The organism is Aeromonas aquatica, assembly GCF_000764655.1.
Taxonomy (GTDB): Bacteria; Pseudomonadota; Gammaproteobacteria; order Enterobacterales; family Aeromonadaceae; genus Aeromonas; species Aeromonas aquatica.
On record NZ_JRGL01000048.1, the window covers coordinates 1 to 849 of the forward strand.

Sequence of the window (849 nt, forward strand, 5' to 3'; positions counted from 1 at the left end):
GATAAGGGTAATCTTTATATTTATTTAAACTTTTAGCATATGCATCTATATAAAACAAAGGCAAAAAACTGATCCTGGAGTCCATTAATGAATCAGCTTTATCGAAGGTAACAACTTTATCGAAATACTCTATCAAATTGGAGGCGTTTTTTTTATTTTTTATTGAATCCCAAAGATATAGAACTGTCTTTATTTTTTTGTTGTTTAACTTTAGATTATTTATAAAATCAGCAGTAATCGTTTCTGGAGCCACCACCAAGAGGTAGTCATAATCCGCGACTACAGCATTTTTAAAAATATCAGAATAATAATCTTCAATACTCTTCTTAATTAGAGTTTTAAAATTAAGTCTATTCAATATTTTTGCAAAAGATGAATTAAATGGTCTTTCATCATAATAGTCAACTTGAGCACCTAATTTTGCCAAGCTACACTTAATTTCATGCTCATATCCGAAAAAGCGCGGACATATAAAAAGGACTTTTTTGCCAGCCAAATCGTTCATGTTATCTACCAATACCAAGAGAAGTGCCTTGATACTTAATGTATCAAAGGCACAACATGAGAATAGTATTATTTATACAGACCTTTCTTTTTCATTTCATCTATGGATTGCTCATAACGGTCACTTTGCACATCCTGCAAGTTAACCCAACTGGTAAACGTCTTCATTCCCTGTTCAAAATCGATGCGTGGCGCAAATCCCAAATCCTTTTGAATCTTAGTCAAATCAGCATAGTTGTGACGAATATCACCAACACGGTAATTACCGCTTACGTTAATATTGGAATCACTCTGATAAATATCTTTAAGGGTGGCGGCGACTGTTAGTACATCGGTACATATACC

2 protein-coding genes are annotated in these 849 nt (G+C 33.2%); both read right to left on the bottom strand.

What is annotated here, in order from left to right:
• A partial coding sequence (locus LG30_RS21960) for a WaaS/CpsH family glycosyltransferase (RefSeq protein ID WP_202963142.1) occupies positions 1 to 505 on the bottom strand: 505 nt, incomplete at its 3' end.
• A gap of 68 nt (positions 506 to 573) precedes the next feature.
• The coding region (locus tag LG30_RS21965) for a hypothetical protein (protein ID WP_476500313.1) at positions 574 to 849 on the bottom strand (276 nt) is incomplete at its 5' end.